The organism is Pseudoalteromonas sp. NZS11, assembly GCF_015864765.1.
GTDB lineage: Bacteria > Pseudomonadota > Gammaproteobacteria > Enterobacterales > Alteromonadaceae > Pseudoalteromonas > Pseudoalteromonas arctica.
Window position 1 is genome coordinate 400,400 of the sequence record NZ_JADYWP010000002.1, and the last position, 15,050, is coordinate 415,449.

A 15,050-nucleotide genomic window follows, 5' to 3' on the forward strand; every position below is an offset into this window, starting at 1 on the left:
AAAAGCACTGAACTAACACTTTGTTCAGTGCTTGCTCATGTTGCTAAGAAAGTAGGGCTATATCGTCCTGTTTTATACACTTAGCTGTGCCGCCAACAACATCGTTGTTATTTAACTCATTAATTAATACTTCGCCTTGAGCTTGCTGCTCATCACTAAGCGGTAAATACGGTAATCTAAATACAGGGTTTACTGCACCTGTCATCATCAACGCGGTATTAATAGCAATCGGGTTTGGTTCACAGAACAACCAGTTCATTAATGGTTGTAACGACGCATTTAGCTCGTTACTTGGCGTATCCATTAACTGACGAAATAACCCAGGTATTAAGTTAGAAGTAACCGAAATAACACCGTGCGCTTTATGTGTGTGGCGCGCATCGTGACTTTCGTCATCGTTACCCGACCAACATGCAATACCTTGTTGTTCATAATGGGCAATACGTTCATTACCGCCACACTCTTTTACACCAATAAAATATTCATGTTTAGCGAGTGGCTCAATAATATCAGGTGTTAGGTCTTGACCTGTTCGCCCTGCTACGTTGTAAATAAAGGCAGGTCCAATATCAAGTACGCGCTTAAAGTGCTCTTTAACACCCGCAATAGACGTACGTCCGTAATATGGATTAATTTGCAGTGCTGCATCCATACCGCTGGCAAAGCCATATTTAGTTGCTTTAATCGCTTCACGGGTGTTGTTACTACCGGTATTACCGACAATAACCAGTTTGTCACCATACTTGTTTGCACTGTGCGCTATAAGCATTAAATGCTCTTCCCAGTTCATTAACTGGCCTTCGCCTGTTGTGCCACCAACTACAATGCCGTCAACGCCTGCTGCAATTTGTATTTCTACGAGTTCATCGTACTTTGCTAGGTCTATTTCACCGTTTGCTAAGTATGGCGTTTTAATAGCTGTAATAAGGCTTGCTTGTTTAATTTGGTCTAGGGTGCGCATAAAAAATCATTATTTATAAAACTTGCGCTATTTGTAACATAATTGCCGGTACTTTTGGAGGTGTAAGCCTACATTTAATTATAAAATTTCTTGTGTTATTAAGTTTGGTAATACAAAATGAATAACTGTATATATGAACAGTATTTTATTTTTAACGATACCAGAGGCTTTATGCGTTTATCTGACTACTTAGCAACTCATTTTTATAACACCGATGAACTGTGCCAAGCATTAAATATAGATGCAGATACACTTTTAGCTTGGCAAGAGCGAAGTGTTTTCCCAAAACCAAGTTACTGTATTAAAAGTCAACTTAGCTGCAGCTCATATTCAGGTTTGTATGAATGCGAAGAGTATGACGACTATTACCCGCGCGGCTGTGTTAATTGGGGTCAAGGTCTTTTAAAACAAAAAATAGAATCATCAAGCCATGCTTTTAATTATTTTGCACAGCAATATACTGCAAGCCTAACTAAGCTCGCTCAGCAAGGATTTACGTTTAGCGAAGAGCTATTTGGCTGCGAAATAGACGAGCACTTGCAGCAAATTTGGCAACAGTTTTTATGCAGTAAGTACGGCGTGCTTACTCAAAATGGATTAATAGACGAAATAGTCTCGGTAGATATTGGCAGGCTATTAGTTGACGACATTACAGAACTGCGCAGTAAAGCGAGCTTAAGCCAAGAAGAAAGAGCGCTACTGCACCCCGCCATGAAGCTTTTAAACAAAGCATTAGGGCATGGCGCCGATCATGAAAAACAACACACATTACGCACCCGCTATATAGATGCACTTATTTTAAAATACGATTTATCTATAAAATAGTTTTGCATTAGTTTGATTATTTATCATTTTAGGATTATTTTACGAAAAACAAGAACTGTTAACTTAATTGTTACGTAAAACATGATTTAAAGGCACTGACTCAATGACAATCAAAACAAAAATAAGTGTAATTTCTGCTGTAATCACTATCCTGTCTTTTAATACGCTAGCTAAAGCTAACAACGAAATAGCAAATGACGACATAATAAAAATGCAGCGTGCAGCACTTGCTAAAAATACTGAGAATAAAGGCTTTGGCCCACAATCTCCACGCAATATTGATAATTATAAAGGCGAAAACACCGTAGTTTTCTCTCATGCTCCAACTTCATCAAATATGAACTTATGTAATATACACTTTCATAAAAATGCTGAACATGCCGGTGGCGAGTTTAGTAAATATGCCGGAAATGGTAATGGAAAAGGCTTTAAAAGTGGCTACTTATATTCAGGCTCTTTAACTAAAAGTGAAAGTAAACCAGCAAAAATTGAAATTTGTCCGAGCGATCACGGCGCGCTTTTAGTTGGCGATACCATTGAGGTTCATAACGTTCATACGTCAGCAATTGTAAAACCAGGCCCTACCTTGGGTAGCTGTTTAAGTGATTCGATTAAAAATCCGCAACTACGTGTTGAAGCCCAAGTATATGTATTAGTAAACGATGCTAACGCACTTGATTTTGCTCAAATAAGCACCGTGTCATCTGTTAATGGTTACTATCAAGCTATTGCTACACCTACAAATACGGGTAAACCGGTTGTTTATAGCGGTTCAACTACTGGTCCTAGTTACAACGAGACAGGCTCTCCTTTTCAAGTAACATGGTCAGTTAAACCAAAAGTAGCAAAGGTTGATATAAACAGTGTTGGCAAATGGTGTGAAAGTAACACCTTTAATGAAGATCATGCTCACGGCGTACGAAATCTCGTAATAAATCCTGCATTACTCTCTAAAATCAATAATTAAAATTTAGCCAAATAAAAAACAACCCGCTAATTAGTGGGTTGTTTTATTATGACCGTTAAAATGTGTATTACGCTTAATGGGATAAAAATGTCACATTAAATGTATTTAAATCTTCATATGTAATACATGTTTGCTCATTGGTATTAAGCTCAACAACACCACAGTAAGAACCAGTTATAAACACTTGCCCTGCTTTTAAATTAATTCCCTTTGCTGATAAGTAATTAACCGCCCAATAAAGTGGAAGCTGCGCAAGCTCTGCAGGATGCACACCCGCCAGGTTTAACTCCAACTCAGTTTGCTTAACGTTAATATTTACAGTACTTGCGTTATACGCTTTGGCTTTATCTATTTGTGGGCCTAAATACACGCCTTGATTAGATAAACCATCGGCCAGCTTTTCAATGTGCGTGCTTGGAGTGTCTTCATCAAACCTTTTTTGGATAAGCTCAAGTGCCAAGTGGGCGCTGGCAAATGCAGTATCCACGTCTTCATTTGTATAGGTCTTATTACTTGGTAAATCGCTTTGCAAAATAAATGCAATTTCTGGTTCAACAAGCGCTTTGTTGTTTGTTGTATACAGTGGGCAATTTTCAGCTTGTTTTATAGGTGCATGTAAAAGAGGCGCTAATATAATTGAGCCATTATCTAAAGGCAGCATACACTTCCAGCCATATACAGTTTGATCATTTAAGTAAATCATCAACTTTTGTACTTCTATTGCATCGTCAGTCGAGTCTAGTACTAACTCTTTAGGAAAGTTTGAACGTGCTGGGTTTTCATCTCTTTGTGCTAATAAGTGAGTAGCAATTAGTTTTAGCTGTATTGAGTTGTTCACATAAATCTCTTTAAAATACGTTACTGGTTAAGCAGTAAATAGGAAGGGTTATATTATTAATGTATTAGCTTAGGCATTAGAACATCATGTTAAATGCCTATAATTAAAATTGTATTTAAAACAAAGCGTGGTAATTATTTAAGTATCAATAGATTTAAGCGAACGTAAAAACAACCCTAAGCCGCCAAACGCTAAAATTATAATAACAATCAAATCAAACGACGTCATAGTTCGCATACTAAATCGCACACTCGATATAACACCAAATATGAGTGCGGTTAACGAACCTAGAGATAGCACCCAGCCTAAAATATTTTTAGAATTATAAAAAATCAGACCCACACCAAAAATAAACGGGATCATAACCATGCCGCCTGTAACGCCAAAGCCACCTAAAGCATTAACACTATAAATGCGAGAACTTAGTCCAAAATTAGAGGTCACCGAAATTGCGTTTAGCAGCATATAAAAGCCACCGCACATCATAATTAAACCTATAAAAAAATGCCCAATACCACCAGAGCTTCCACCCGCACCTTTCATTATTAATTATTCCTTTTATATTTTTAACTTAATCGTTTTAAATGGTAATTACTCGACTATTAACATTGACCGCGGTCTACATAATCAATCAGTGCACACGCGAAAACACTTATCGCGTGATTACATGCCAAATAACATAAAACCAAGACAAAAAACCGTGCAAAATTGCCCATAACACAGACTCATTAGCACTCCATGAAATAGCAATTGCTAGGGCCGTACCAAAAGAGACTCCATATTTTACTATTTCATTTCTTGAGTTTCTCATTAGTTACATTCCTAATTTTTAACTTATACCAATCTGCTTATATATGGGGTCTATTTAACGTTAAGAAAATTACGCTAGAACTAGGCAAAAATTTTTATATCTAGTTGTTCTAAATAAAAAATTTTTAACGACGTTATAGTGCAATTTAATTCGTTAAATTGATCAAAGATTTATGCAGGTTGGTATTATTAGCTACTTGATTTGCTTACTAAAACTGAAAGCTCTTTACCATCAAGATTAATACTTGCTTCTTTGCCTAGTTCAACAACTAAAGAGGGAGCCATATGTTTTCCACCTAGTTTTAGGTCAGTTGCTAAACTAACAGTAAAATCATCAATTGGCGTTACTGTAAGAGCAAAACTATACGAATTATCAACTGAAACTGACGCCTCTTCGTTTGAATTGACTACTAAAACAGGTGAGCCAATTAAGTTTTTATTATCATAAAATTTGGCATTTACTACAAAACTATCATTAGCTTGTGCAAATGAAACAAAGCCTAACAACGCTATTATTGCGATTATTTTTTTCATTATTATCTCCATATAAATTATACAGTTTAAAGCTGTTAAGGCTTTATTGGCTGTGATTTTTTAGCTAGCAATTTACCAGCTAATGATTAAAAACTTATGTTTTAGCTCTGATGACATAACCAACGCCCAGCGAACTAATATAGAACAACACTCCAAATACACTAATATCAATGAGTAGCTTTAGAATGTCAAAAGTATCTGTAAACACAAGATACTCAAAAGTAAATAAGTGAAATATAACTTTTGATCCGAAATACGCAGTTAATAAAGGGATTACAAAAATAAGAATAGATTGATTTGATTTATTAATTTCCATACCCATGTCTCCATTATTAGTTTAATTAACTCAGCTGTAAAATAGGTAAGTACTGAAGGACGAAAATTGCCAGCGGCTAGCCTCCCTTCTCGCCTTAATTACTTATACGGTGCTACCTTGAATTCTCTGCTTTGTAATTCATGGTAGTTATTTATCTTTGCAACTGCATTTTTGACTTGATCAGAAGTTGCACTTTTACAGAAGTATAGAACATATCCTCCCGTAATATCTTTATTAGAACTGAATGCATATTCAAGACCGAACTTTTCACACAATACGTCTTCAATATAATCCTTGTGATCGTAATCAATTAATTCAATTGATGCACCCCATTCAACGTGTTCTCTAACTTCAATTTTTGACAAGATATATCTGAATTCATCAAACATGTCACGTATACCTTACGTCTTATAATAGAAAGTGGTTAGTTAAAATATGCAGAAGTAAGGAGCCTATTAACAACTACCAGGCTTATAGTTAAATTACTACCTAAGATTTACCCTACTCTAATTCCCATCGTCATAGGTGGATAAACATGTCTGATAACAAAATTTTTTTCATTATCAAAAGTTAGTGTAAATTGATTTACTACGCCTTCACCTAAATGATCACTTTCAACAATGTCGCATATTCGGCTCGGCAGTTTTGAAATATTAAAAGGGTACAATAATTCAATTCTTTCTACAGGTTCTATACTCAAGCCTAAACTTGGGTAATAACCAATAGCGTCAACTTCACACGGTTTAATTAAATAAGTTTTGCCATCTTCAAATTCTAAGGTTATTTCATAGCAAATCAAAAAACCTTCATTACTCTTATCTTGCCATGCTAGGTGAACTTTTTCGTGAATATGACTTAATGAAACAGCTATAAGAACTTTTCCTTTCAAACTATTCAAGTCGAACATATATGCTTAATGCCTTAAATTACATCTTTCTATATTTACACCAGAGAATTTTAATGTAAACAACAAATTAAATAGGCTATTTATTAGAGTGGGTTGTGATATCAAAACGACTTTTAATAAAGTTATGAACCTCTTTTGATTTCGACGCACTACGAATGCGAATTAACAAAAAAGAGTCCTAATAGGTTTCATTGATATTGGCGAAGTTGAGTATTTAGGCAGGTTGGGCTGTAAGAATGAAAGGTGATGTAGGTTAACAGCACCTATTTGAGTATTTACTTTATGATATGTAATTTAGCTAAGTATTTTAATACGTACCATAATAGGCACTATAAAAAGAATTTAACCAATTGATTTATATACATCAATACTACTATTGGTTAAAAGCCCAGTAACTTGCGTACCAAATGCTTTAAAGTGTGGCTCGTTTTTATGCGCTTCAAAGTGCTCGTCAGACGCCCACTGTTCGCTAACAACGTAGTCGGTATGTTCATCATCACTTTTTACCGATAGTTCATAACGTAAGCACCCTACTTCTTGGCGCGATGACTTTTGTAAGTTTTCAAGTGCTGTAAGCATCACATCTGCATCAATATTTTTGCACGACAGTGCAGCTATAACCGTTAACATGTGTATTCCTTCTTAAAAGTTAAGGTGTAGATAATCTACACCTTAAAATATTTAGTTTAACTTTGCGTTTGAGGTAAGTTTACTGATCCCACTGCGGCGCAAATTCTGGTGTTGCTTGGCGGTCGCCACAATCTAGGCCATCAATGCGGGCTATGTCTTCATCATCTAATTTAACGTGGTCGTTAAAGTTATCTTCTAAGTTTTTACGCTTAGTTGATGATGGAATTGTCGTCATACCGCTGGCGTTAACCCATGCTAAAACAACTTGTGCTGGACTTGCATCGTGCTTTTTAGCAATATCGATAATGGTTTGATCTTTAAGTACTTTGCCTACTACAAATGGCATGTACGCTGTTACATGAATGTCGTGCTGAGCACAAAATGCGCGTAATTTAGTATTAGTTAAATATGGGTGCACCTCAACCTGATTGGTAAATATTTCACGCGAGTCAAGCGTTTGCATTGCTTCATTTAAGTTTGCAATGGTGAAGTTTGATACACCAATGTGCTTAGTTAAACCAAGCTGCTTCGCTTTTAGTAATTCAGTGAGGTATTCACTCATTGGCTCGTCGTTAGCAGGCGATGGCCAATGAATTAGCAGTAAGTCGACCGAATCAACTTGTAGCTTTTCAAGTGACTTTTTAACGCTTGGGATAAAGTCGCCTTTATTTAATTTGTTATTCCACACTTTGGTGGTTAAGAATATTTCACTGCGCGGAATATTACTATCTTTTATAGCTTGGCCTACTTGCTCTTCGTTGCCATAAATTTGTGCAGTATCAATATGGCGAAACCCAACTTCGAGTGCCATTTTTACTGAGTTATAGGCAGTGTCGCCCTCTAAGCGGAATGTTCCCATACCGAGTTCTGGCATTTCTATTACACGTTTTGTCATGGTTTATCCTTATAAAATAATCGGTTTGAAATACAAACTTTTAAAAGTTTTACGAAATACACCTTTTACTTCTTATTACGACTGTCACTTAAAAATCTATGACCTCATAACAGGTATGAGGTCATTAATTTTAGTTTCAAGGTTAGGGTCTGTTAATCTTTAGAGATTACATTTGCAGCAGTGTATTTGGTATTTAGGCAAGGCAGAGCCTATGCAGTGTGGTTGTTCCACATTAATAGGCGATAACGCAGCATAAATGCCAAATACGCGCTGCCTGTAGGTTCTTCCTAGGGTGGATTTACTCTTTGTCCCTCGATTTTTACTTAGCCCACTAGGTTACAAACCTCGCTCCGTGATTAAATCCTCCCTAGATTGAACAAATTTAATCCTAAAAGGTCAACAGACCCTGCTAAGGCTTTATGCTTGCTGAATTTCACGTTTATCAAGCATACCGCTGTAGCGTGTAACACCAAGTGCTAAAACAGAGATAACGGCGCCTATCCATGCTGTATCTTGCAGGGTCATGTTCTCTACTACGCTACCACCAATAATTGAGCCAAGTGCAATACCAATATTAAATGCGGCTATGTTTAAACCTGATGCAACATCTACCGCATTTGGCGTGTGCTTTTGTGCTTGCTTTACTACATAAAGTTGCAAGCCTGGCACATTACCAAAAGCAAATGCGCCCCAGACTAAAATAGTAAGTACAGCAGCAATTTTTGATTCCATCGTAAAAGTAAATATCAGTAAAATAATACTCAAAGCGCTGAATATAATGCTCAGTGCGCTAATTGGGCCGCGTTTGTCGGCCAACTTTCCACCCCAAATATTACCTATCGCTACCGATACACCGTAAACAAGCATTATTAAAGCAATAGCCGAAGGCGCAAAACCTGTTTGTTGCTCTAAAATAGGTGCTAAATAAGTAAACGCTGTAAACGTGCCGCCGTATCCCAATATCGTCATTAAATACACGAGTAATAAACGCGGTTTTACAATTACTTGTAGTTGTTCTTTAAACGTGGCTGGTATTGATTGTTTTAAGTTTTTTGGCACTAAAATAGAGCTGCCGATTAATGCAATTAAACCTAATACCGACACAACTAAAAACGTTGCACGCCAACCAAAGTGTTGTCCAATCCATGTACCTAGTGGCACACCAGTTACTAGTGCTACAGTAAGCCCGGTAAACATAATTGCAATTGCACTGGCTTCTTTGTCTTTGCTTACTAGACTTGTGGCAATCATCGATCCGATTGAAAAAAACACACCATGGGCAAGCCCCGTTAAAATGCGCGCAAGTATTAATGTTTCGTAACTTGGCGCTTGCCAAGCGAGTAAGTTACCTAAAACAAATAAGCCCATTAAGCTTATTAGTACCACTTTACGATTCCAACGACCCGTTAAAGCTGTTAGCACCGGCGCACCAATGGCAACGCCAACCGCATATAAACTTACAAGCAAACCTGCTGAAGGTAGGCTTACGCCTAAGTCGTTTGCAATGGTGGGTACTAATCCCACTATTACAAACTCAGTTGTTCCTATTGCAAATGCGCTTAAGGTAAGCGCCCACAAAGCCAATGGCATAGTTATATCCTCATTAATATTTGAAGAATGTAGTTTGGCTAAAATATCATTTGCAAAAAATAGCATTAGTGACAAAATACTTTTGTTAATAATGCAAAGATGGTGTTGGTATACTTATGGCTGTTCATTCAAAAACTGAAGATTTAGAAACATTTATAACGGTAGTAGATTGCGGAAGCTTTTCGGGAGCGGCTAATTTACTCGATCAACAGGTGGCTAAAGTGTCGCGAGCTGTATCACGCCTTGAAAATACACTGCAATGCACTTTACTAAACAGAACAACGCGCCGATTAGAGCTTACCGAAGAAGGCCATACTTTTATAAAATATGCGCGCGAAGGGTTAAATACGCTTTATACTGGTGAAGAAGCCATAAAGCTTTTAAAACACGCGCCAAGTGGCAAGCTGCGAATAGATGCGGCAAGCCCTTTTGTATTGCACCAACTTACGCCTTTAATTGGCGAATTTGCCAAGCAATACCCCCACATAACGCTTGATATAACCTCACACGACAGCATTATTGATTTACTTGAACATAAAACCGATTTAGCCATACGCATTGGTGATTTAAAAGACTCAAATTTACATGCTCGTAAACTTGGCAGCAGCCAGTTACGTATTGTAGCCAGCCCAGAATATATAAAAAACAACGCAACAATTACGCAAATAGATGACTTACAAAATCACAAGATAATTGGTTTTAGTGACTCCCCTAAATTAAACACTTGGCCGTTAGTAAGGCCCGCTTTATTTACGTTTTCGCTTAGCGCAAGCAGCGGCGAAACAGTGCGCCAACTATGTATTGCAAACCAAGGCGTTGCGCTACTTTCTCACTTTATGATTGGCAATGACCTAAAAACAGGTAAATTAGTTGAAGTGTTACCCAGTGCAGTTAGCTCACCTAATAACCGAGAGGTTGTACAAGCCGTGTATTATAAAAACAGTGCGGTATCGTCTCGCATTACAGCATTTTTAGATTTTATAAAACCCAGGCTTAGTTTATAAATTTTGGGCATTGATGTGCTTATCAAATATTTCACATTATTTTTTGACGCTTTTGAATAATCAAAAAGTATAAATAATAAAAGTCGTAATTAAAGGTATTAATCAAAATGGATTCTTTAACGCAGGTAGCATTAGGTAGTGCTGTAGGTTATGCGGTATTAGGCAATAAAATAGGTCGAAAAGCCGTTTTATGGGGAGCAATTTTAGGCACACTCCCTGATTTAGATGTATTTTTGCCTTATGGTGGCTCTGTAGAAGCATTTACTTATCACCGTAGCTTTAGTCATTCGTTATTAATACATTTATTAATTAGTCCGCTCATTGTATGGCTAATATTAAAAATACACGCGGGAATGCAAATTTATAAAGTGCGCTGGTTTTGGCTAGTATTTTTAAGTTTATCTACACATGCCATATTAGACAGCCTAACGGTATACGGTACACAATTACTTTGGCCTTTTACTGAGTACCCCTTTGCGGTTTCTAGTGTGTTTATTATTGACCCCGCTTACACGCTTCCTTTATTAATTGGCGTAATATGTACGCTAATACCCAAAATACAAGCAGCAACGGCTTATCGTATAAATGCAGCGGCCTTAGTTTTAAGTAGTCTATATTTATTTTGCGCTTTAATTTTAAAAGTAAGTATTGATGACAAGGTAAAAACAGCACTCGACAACAGGCAAATAGCAGTAAATGCTTATATTAGTACGCCTGCCCCGCTAACCACTATGCTGTGGCGTATTGTTGTGATGTCTGACGGACAATACTACGAAGGTTATGCATCAGTATTTGACGCGCCCAGCGATGTTACATTAACGCCTTATCAAACAACGCCTTCATTGTTAAATAATATTAGCGATGAATGGGCTATAAAACGCTTGCAGTGGTTTACTAAAGGGTTTTATTCGGTGCGTCAACAGCAAAGCAATATTGTACTTTCTGATTTACGTATGGGCATGGAATGCAACTATGTGTTTAATTTTGTAGTGGGTCAAAAAAATGATTCAGAGGTGAGCATTGGTAACTTTGAAAAAATAAGTCAAAGACCAAACTTAAGCAATCTTCATAAAATATGGGACAGGATTTGGCAACCAAATGTGTCTTTAGCATCACCCTCTGCAAAAAATGACTGCAATAGCCAATAACTACCTATTATAAGATTCGTACTAGCATGAGGAAGTTAAGTGAAGTTCAAGCAGCAATTAAACTAAATAGCTCACTAAAGTGATTGCTGCTTTTTTTGCTGATACATTGCAACATCAGCATCTTGAATCATATCCTCAACCGATTTACCTGTATCGTATTTAAAGTGTGTTACCCCTACACTGTAATCGATTTTATAAGGCTTATTTAAGGTATTATTGGCATGCGCAATTGCATCCGCAAACCTTTGTAAAACAAACTCAGCTTTTGTTTCATCTAAATCACTTAGCATTACTACAAACTCATCTCCGCCAAGTCTGCCTATTACTTCACAATCACAAAATGAACTAAGCATAATTTGCGCAAATTTATTCAATACAAAATCGCCTTCGTGGTGTCCATAAACATCATTAATTTGTTTAAACTTATTGAGATCAAACAATATAAACGACATTGATACTTTATTTCGCCTACATACATTTAGCGTATGTTCGGCAAGGTTTAAAAAGCCACGTCGATTAGAGATTCTTGTTAACTCATCAATTGTGGCTAGTTGAATTGATTGAATTTCTCGCTCGACTAACGTGCCTAAATCTCTTAGTAATTGTTTTTCTTCATCATTGAGTTGTCTAGGTTTATTATCGGCAAGGCACAAAGTGCCTATAATGACTCCCTCCCTTAATTTTAAAGGAAAACCTGCATAAAAGCGTACTTTAGGATCGCCTGTAACAAAGGGGTTATCAAAAAACCTTTCGTCTTGAGCTGTATCTGGGATTATTAATAACTCGTCTTGATTTATGGTGTGGCCACAAAATGAGGTTTCGCGAGGAAGCTCAGGCGCATCGAGCCCCTGTCTTGATTTAAACCACTGGCGGTCTTCGTCAATCAAAGTAACCAATGAAATAGAAACATTAAACATACGCTTGGCAATACGAGTAACACGATCAAATCGCTCTTCATGAGACGTATCTAGAATTTTTAATGCTCTAAGCGCGTGTAATCGCTCAGCTTCGTTATTTGGAATCTCAGGTTTAATCATTAAAGCTCTATTAATTTTAAATGTTTTATAAATTACGAAACTGGAGCGAATATTTTCGAGTATATAATCCGATAAACTTATTTAAACTATAAACAGTCTGCCTATTCAAACTAGAACATTACCTAAAAATAGCAATAAATAAATATTTATAAATATCAGTAAGTCGTGCCTAAATAAAGATAAGATTCAATCCGCAAAAAATTATGATTTAAACAGGTGGGAGTAGTGGTTGATACAACATAGCTACTCTTTAATGAAAAAGTAGTAGTGGCTATTTAGTTTTATTTAAATAACCACTGGATTTGGCATACTTACAAAAATAAACACTTTAATTTTGGTGCTCATATTGTCCACGGTAAACTTCAAATACTTTTAAAACAGTATGTTGCTCTTTAGTTAGGTTATCAAACCAATCATCAAACAGCTCATCATCTTCTTGCTCGCTTAGTGCCATATACCTTGCTAGTAACTCTACAATATCATTGTGGTTGCAGGTTAAAGGATTTACTTGTTGCGCCAAGGTACTGTGGTCGCGCTCTCTTAGGGTTTCCATCACCCCTTGATCAATTTGTTCTTGTTGTTGTGTTGCGTCACTCATACATAACCTCTGTAATAACTTTATAACCGTATTTGTTAACGTTTTAACTCTTAAATATAGTTATAACAGCCTAAACGCCAATAGCCAGCATTTTTGATTCAAGTGCTTATTTTTTGATTTGTTTGCGCAAATAGCCAGCAATTACGGCCTTTTTGAGGAACATTTAAATAATTTGCAATGGGAGAATAAATACGTTAAATTAAAATGATATACTATCACATATCATTTATTGAGGCGTATTATGAAACCAAATATTCATCCTGATTACCACGTGGTTGCTTTTCACGATACCGCTGCCGATTCTTACTTTATTATTGGCTCAACCATAAAAACGAGCCGCACAGTAGAAATAGACGGTAATACATATCCATACGTACCTATTGATGTATCAAGTGACTCGCACCCATTTTATACAGGCAAGCAAAAAACAACCGCTACAGATGGCCGCGTTGCGCAGTTTAATCGTCGTTTTAAAAGTTTATCGACTGTTAAAAAGGAAAAGGTATGAAAGTATTAAGCTCTCTTAAAAGTGCTAAGCAACGTCCGGGGTGTCAAATTGTAAAACGCAAAGGCCGCGTATTTGTAATTTGTAAAAACAACCCACGCTTTAAAGCAGTACAAGGAATGAAAAAGAAATAAGTTAAACGGGGATGCTCAACATATAATTAGGTAGCTTGCTTAAGCTACCTAATTTAGGGGGGACTATTTTACCACGACTGAAAACTCTGGCACTGCCTGAATTACTTTTTTTACCGTACAGGTATTAACGGCTGCAATAAGCGCCTTTTTATATTTATCAGGGAAGCCTTCTGGTAAGTTAATCTCAATTGAAAATAGCTTTTTACCGTTGTCATCTACATTTTCGTTATTTTGAGTAAGCGTCATACCTTGCGTTGAAATATCACGCTGCTCGCAAAACTTACGCGCATAAAAACCTGCACATAAAACCATACTTACTAAAAAATAATCAAACGGTTCTGGATACTCTGCATTGCCACCAGCGTTTACGCTTTGATCGCTTATTACTTCTAGGTCGCCAAATTTAGCGCTTTGCTTTTGGCCTTCTAACATTGAAACTGAAATTTCCATTGTGTTTCCTTATATTTATTGCTGCAGATACCTTTAACGCAATTAGCTTAAAAGTAGCTACTAAAGACACATATAGTCTAGGTTTATGAACCGAACAGTAATTCAAAGAACCCTGGAGGCTCGTGTAACTCATGATATTTTTTACGTAAATTATCTATATTTTTCAGTGGTTCTTTTGCCGCACTTAGCCCCTGCTCGTTTGCTGCTTTTTTTGCAAGTTCAGCTTGAGCAATCACTTTATCAAGGCCCTGCAATGACTGCTCAGGTTTTTTGTAAAACTTACCTGTTTTACTCACTTTAACCAGCTTTATAAATTCATCAATCGCAGTATTAAATTCACTAAGTTGAGTTGCCTGCACCGCTTGTTTATATGCAAGGCCCGTGTTTTTCATATTTACTTCAAGATCGACAGGTTCCTCGGCTAAAACCAATGAGCTAAATAATAACGCAATATTTAATAAGAAATATTTCATGAACAACCTTATGAATGAAAGACGCCTAATTGTATCAATTAAAGTAAAAAAAGTAACTCTACTACTCTGAACTTTGGAAGCTATCTGTAAAGCCCCTTTACAGTTTGTATTAGACGTAAAAGACAGAGCTTAATCTTTAAACTTATGGAAATGGGTTATCACGCTATACCGCTAAGATATAAAACCTTAAAAGTCACAAAAAACAATCCCATAAAACACAACAACTAAACCAAAGATAAAATTAGATTCCTATTTATATCATTAAAAATCAACAGCTAAAAAAATAAAAAAAAGGCAAACAAGATAAAAAACAAAAAAACATTGCTAATAATATAAACCAAAAGTTAACTGAAACACTTTAAACCATTGTTTTAACTATATTTTAACAATCGTCTTATCTTCTTTTTTTGTAGATTCAGCGATAATTT

19 protein-coding genes are annotated in these 15,050 nt (G+C 36.5%); 6 read left to right on the forward strand and 13 right to left on the reverse strand.

Annotated features, from left to right (window positions below; all coding sequences use genetic code 11):
* Positions 1 to 43 precede the first annotated feature (43 nt).
* Positions 44 to 961 (reverse strand): 4-hydroxy-tetrahydrodipicolinate synthase, encoded by a 918-nt coding sequence (gene dapA, locus I6E82_RS05475; RefSeq protein WP_024591739.1) that lies wholly within the window; start codon positions 959 to 961, stop codon positions 44 to 46.
* Between the two features lie 171 nt (positions 962 to 1,132).
* On the opposite strand from dapA, the gene I6E82_RS05480 reads away from it, so the two are divergent.
* Both I6E82_RS05480 and I6E82_RS05485 read left to right on the forward strand, forming a co-directional pair.
* A complete protein-coding gene (locus I6E82_RS05480; RefSeq protein ID WP_165735823.1) occupies positions 1,133 to 1,786 on the forward strand; it encodes a DUF6058 family natural product biosynthesis protein in 654 nt (217 codons plus the stop codon).
* Between the two features lie 103 nt (positions 1,787 to 1,889).
* Positions 1,890 to 2,753, forward strand: a complete 864-nt coding sequence (locus I6E82_RS05485) for a delta-class carbonic anhydrase (RefSeq protein WP_197117051.1) — start codon at positions 1,890 to 1,892, stop codon at positions 2,751 to 2,753.
* A gap of 73 nt (positions 2,754 to 2,826) precedes the next feature.
* Here the strand turns inward: I6E82_RS05485 and I6E82_RS05490 are convergent, their stop codons facing one another.
* From I6E82_RS05490 to I6E82_RS05525, 8 genes are all read right to left on the reverse strand, one after another.
* The gene (locus I6E82_RS05490; RefSeq protein ID WP_197100567.1) at positions 2,827 to 3,591 is read right to left on the reverse strand and encodes a 2-keto-4-pentenoate hydratase; all 765 of its coding nucleotides are present in this window, start codon (positions 3,589 to 3,591) and stop codon (positions 2,827 to 2,829) included.
* 138 nt (positions 3,592 to 3,729) lie between these two features.
* Complete coding sequence (locus I6E82_RS05495) at positions 3,730 to 4,134, reverse strand: hypothetical protein (RefSeq protein WP_002958658.1); 405 nt, start codon at positions 4,132 to 4,134, stop codon at positions 3,730 to 3,732.
* Between the two features lie 456 nt (positions 4,135 to 4,590).
* The gene (locus I6E82_RS05500; RefSeq protein ID WP_197117053.1) at positions 4,591 to 4,935 is read right to left on the reverse strand and encodes a hypothetical protein; all 345 of its coding nucleotides are present in this window, start codon (positions 4,933 to 4,935) and stop codon (positions 4,591 to 4,593) included.
* A gap of 414 nt (positions 4,936 to 5,349) precedes the next feature.
* Positions 5,350 to 5,640, reverse strand: coding sequence for a hypothetical protein (locus I6E82_RS05505; protein WP_165722732.1), 291 nt, complete (start codon positions 5,638 to 5,640; stop codon positions 5,350 to 5,352).
* 107 nt (positions 5,641 to 5,747) lie between these two features.
* Positions 5,748 to 6,158, reverse strand: a complete 411-nt coding sequence (locus I6E82_RS05510; protein ID WP_197100571.1) for a hypothetical protein — start codon at positions 6,156 to 6,158, stop codon at positions 5,748 to 5,750.
* Positions 6,159 to 6,500: 342 nt separating this feature from the next.
* Positions 6,501 to 6,788, reverse strand: a complete 288-nt coding sequence (locus I6E82_RS05515; protein WP_002958660.1) for a putative quinol monooxygenase — start codon at positions 6,786 to 6,788, stop codon at positions 6,501 to 6,503.
* Between the two features lie 79 nt (positions 6,789 to 6,867).
* Positions 6,868 to 7,683: a 2,5-didehydrogluconate reductase DkgB gene (dkgB, locus tag I6E82_RS05520; protein WP_165722730.1), complete on the reverse strand. Its 816-nt coding sequence runs from the start codon at positions 7,681 to 7,683 to the stop codon at positions 6,868 to 6,870.
* 417 nt (positions 7,684 to 8,100) lie between these two features.
* Positions 8,101 to 9,273, reverse strand: a complete 1,173-nt coding sequence (locus tag I6E82_RS05525) for an MFS transporter (protein WP_024593033.1) — start codon at positions 9,271 to 9,273, stop codon at positions 8,101 to 8,103.
* A 116-nt stretch (positions 9,274 to 9,389) separates the two neighbouring features.
* Between I6E82_RS05525 and I6E82_RS05530 the strand changes: the two genes are divergently transcribed.
* Positions 9,390 to 10,277: a LysR family transcriptional regulator gene (locus I6E82_RS05530; RefSeq protein ID WP_008168484.1), complete on the forward strand. Its 888-nt coding sequence runs from the start codon at positions 9,390 to 9,392 to the stop codon at positions 10,275 to 10,277.
* Positions 10,278 to 10,384: 107 nt separating this feature from the next.
* The gene (locus tag I6E82_RS05535) at positions 10,385 to 11,425 is read left to right on the forward strand and encodes a metal-dependent hydrolase (RefSeq protein WP_197117055.1); all 1,041 of its coding nucleotides are present in this window, start codon (positions 10,385 to 10,387) and stop codon (positions 11,423 to 11,425) included.
* 74 nt (positions 11,426 to 11,499) lie between these two features.
* Here I6E82_RS05535 and I6E82_RS05540 read toward each other — a convergent pair whose 3' ends face one another.
* The gene (locus I6E82_RS05540; protein WP_197117057.1) at positions 11,500 to 12,462 is read right to left on the reverse strand and encodes a sensor domain-containing diguanylate cyclase; all 963 of its coding nucleotides are present in this window, start codon (positions 12,460 to 12,462) and stop codon (positions 11,500 to 11,502) included.
* A 328-nt stretch (positions 12,463 to 12,790) separates the two neighbouring features.
* Complete coding sequence (locus I6E82_RS05545) at positions 12,791 to 13,060, reverse strand: hypothetical protein (protein WP_007580861.1); 270 nt, start codon at positions 13,058 to 13,060, stop codon at positions 12,791 to 12,793.
* 241 nt (positions 13,061 to 13,301) lie between these two features.
* On the opposite strand from I6E82_RS05545, the gene I6E82_RS05550 reads away from it, so the two are divergent.
* Positions 13,302 to 13,568, forward strand: a complete 267-nt coding sequence (locus tag I6E82_RS05550; protein ID WP_007580864.1) for a type B 50S ribosomal protein L31 — start codon at positions 13,302 to 13,304, stop codon at positions 13,566 to 13,568.
* Complete coding sequence (ykgO, locus tag I6E82_RS05555) at positions 13,565 to 13,699, forward strand: type B 50S ribosomal protein L36 (protein ID WP_002958669.1); 135 nt, start codon at positions 13,565 to 13,567, stop codon at positions 13,697 to 13,699. The genes I6E82_RS05550 and ykgO overlap by 4 nt, the downstream gene beginning before the upstream one ends.
* 63 nt (positions 13,700 to 13,762) lie before the next feature.
* On the opposite strand, the gene I6E82_RS05560 is transcribed toward ykgO, so the two are convergent.
* Both I6E82_RS05560 and I6E82_RS05565 read right to left on the reverse strand, forming a co-directional pair.
* The gene (locus tag I6E82_RS05560) at positions 13,763 to 14,149 is read right to left on the reverse strand and encodes an OsmC family protein (RefSeq protein WP_024591728.1); all 387 of its coding nucleotides are present in this window, start codon (positions 14,147 to 14,149) and stop codon (positions 13,763 to 13,765) included.
* An 83-nt stretch (positions 14,150 to 14,232) separates the two neighbouring features.
* Positions 14,233 to 14,622 carry a cytochrome b562 gene (locus I6E82_RS05565; RefSeq protein WP_101217007.1) on the reverse strand — a complete coding sequence of 130 codons (390 nt, stop codon included), beginning with the start codon at positions 14,620 to 14,622 and terminating at the stop codon, positions 14,233 to 14,235.
* Positions 14,623 to 15,050: the final 428 nt, after the last annotated feature.

Excerpts from the sequence above, each read along its gene's own strand:
- I6E82_RS05500 (WP_197117053.1), bottom strand. The coding sequence starts at position 4,935 with ATGAAAAAAATAATCGCAATAATAGCGTTGTTAGGCTTTGTTTCATTT.
- I6E82_RS05560 (WP_024591728.1), bottom strand. The coding sequence starts at position 14,149 with ATGGAAATTTCAGTTTCAATGTTAGAAGGCCAAAAGCAAAGCGCTAAA.
- dapA (WP_024591739.1), bottom strand. The coding sequence starts at position 961 with ATGCGCACCCTAGACCAAATTAAACAAGCAAGCCTTATTACAGCTATT.
- I6E82_RS05530 (WP_008168484.1), top strand. The coding sequence starts at position 9,390 with ATGGCTGTTCATTCAAAAACTGAAGATTTAGAAACATTTATAACGGTA.
- ykgO (WP_002958669.1), top strand. The coding sequence starts at position 13,565 with ATGAAAGTATTAAGCTCTCTTAAAAGTGCTAAGCAACGTCCGGGGTGT.
- I6E82_RS05525 (WP_024593033.1), bottom strand. The coding sequence starts at position 9,273 with ATGCCATTGGCTTTGTGGGCGCTTACCTTAAGCGCATTTGCAATAGGA.
- I6E82_RS05505 (WP_165722732.1), bottom strand. The coding sequence starts at position 5,640 with ATGTTTGATGAATTCAGATATATCTTGTCAAAAATTGAAGTTAGAGAA.
- I6E82_RS05535 (WP_197117055.1), top strand. The coding sequence starts at position 10,385 with ATGGATTCTTTAACGCAGGTAGCATTAGGTAGTGCTGTAGGTTATGCG.
- I6E82_RS05565 (WP_101217007.1), bottom strand. The coding sequence starts at position 14,622 with ATGAAATATTTCTTATTAAATATTGCGTTATTATTTAGCTCATTGGTT.
- I6E82_RS05545 (WP_007580861.1), bottom strand. The coding sequence starts at position 13,060 with ATGAGTGACGCAACACAACAACAAGAACAAATTGATCAAGGGGTGATG.
- I6E82_RS05495 (WP_002958658.1), bottom strand. The coding sequence starts at position 4,134 with ATGAAAGGTGCGGGTGGAAGCTCTGGTGGTATTGGGCATTTTTTTATA.
- I6E82_RS05515 (WP_002958660.1), bottom strand. The coding sequence starts at position 6,788 with ATGTTAACGGTTATAGCTGCACTGTCGTGCAAAAATATTGATGCAGAT.
- I6E82_RS05540 (WP_197117057.1), bottom strand. The coding sequence starts at position 12,462 with ATGATTAAACCTGAGATTCCAAATAACGAAGCTGAGCGATTACACGCG.
- I6E82_RS05480 (WP_165735823.1), top strand. The coding sequence starts at position 1,133 with ATGCGTTTATCTGACTACTTAGCAACTCATTTTTATAACACCGATGAA.
- I6E82_RS05485 (WP_197117051.1), top strand. The coding sequence starts at position 1,890 with ATGACAATCAAAACAAAAATAAGTGTAATTTCTGCTGTAATCACTATC.
- I6E82_RS05510 (WP_197100571.1), bottom strand. The coding sequence starts at position 6,158 with ATGTTCGACTTGAATAGTTTGAAAGGAAAAGTTCTTATAGCTGTTTCA.
- I6E82_RS05550 (WP_007580864.1), top strand. The coding sequence starts at position 13,302 with ATGAAACCAAATATTCATCCTGATTACCACGTGGTTGCTTTTCACGAT.
- dkgB (WP_165722730.1), bottom strand. The coding sequence starts at position 7,683 with ATGACAAAACGTGTAATAGAAATGCCAGAACTCGGTATGGGAACATTC.